General features: G+C 78.6%; 1 pseudogene. It reads right to left on the reverse strand.

Annotated elements, in window-relative coordinates:
• A pseudogene (locus GT042_RS12540) lies at positions 1-604 on the reverse strand (ATP-binding protein); the annotation flags it as partial.

Genomic DNA, 604 nt, shown 5'->3' on the forward strand with positions numbered 1-604 from the left:
GAGCCGCCGCCCGGCGCGAGCGCCTTCGGGGTGGGGGGCGTGGCGTCGCCCTGCGGAGTCGTACGGGCGCCGAACGCGTTCCCCGCCACCCCGAAGCCCGACAGGCCGGGGATCCCGGTCAGTCCGCCCTCGCGGTCCGTGACGAGCGCCAGCGCGCGGCGCCCCGCGACCGTACCGCTGCGGTCGGCGACGGCGCCCCGCATGCCGATCGAGGCCTCCAGCTCCGCGCGGGCCCGCTCCAGGTTCCCCACGCACAGCGCGAGGACGCCCAACTCGTGGTGGAAGTACGCCTCTTCGGCGACCTCCCCGGCCAGCCTCGCGGCCTCGGAGCCGGACCTCAGGGCCCGCTCCCACGCGCCCCAGTGCAGCCCGGCCAGGAACGCGGGCGTGGCGCTGCGGGCCAGCAGGACGGCCGCGCTGGCGTGCCCCGGCTCCTGGCTCGTGACCAGCGGCGCCAACGCGGCGAGGACGGCGTCGGCCTCCGCGGCGGCGCGCTCCGGCGTGACGGAGGGGTGCGCCGACCACCAGGCGTAGTGCTGGGCCGCCGTGTGGGCGTGGGACACCGCGTCCTCGCCGTACCCCTCCGCCTCCAGCTGCGCGGCGA

Origin of the sequence: Streptomyces sp. SID3212, assembly GCF_009865405.1 — a bacterium.
In the GTDB taxonomy this organism is placed as follows: domain Bacteria; phylum Actinomycetota; class Actinomycetes; order Streptomycetales; family Streptomycetaceae; genus Streptomyces.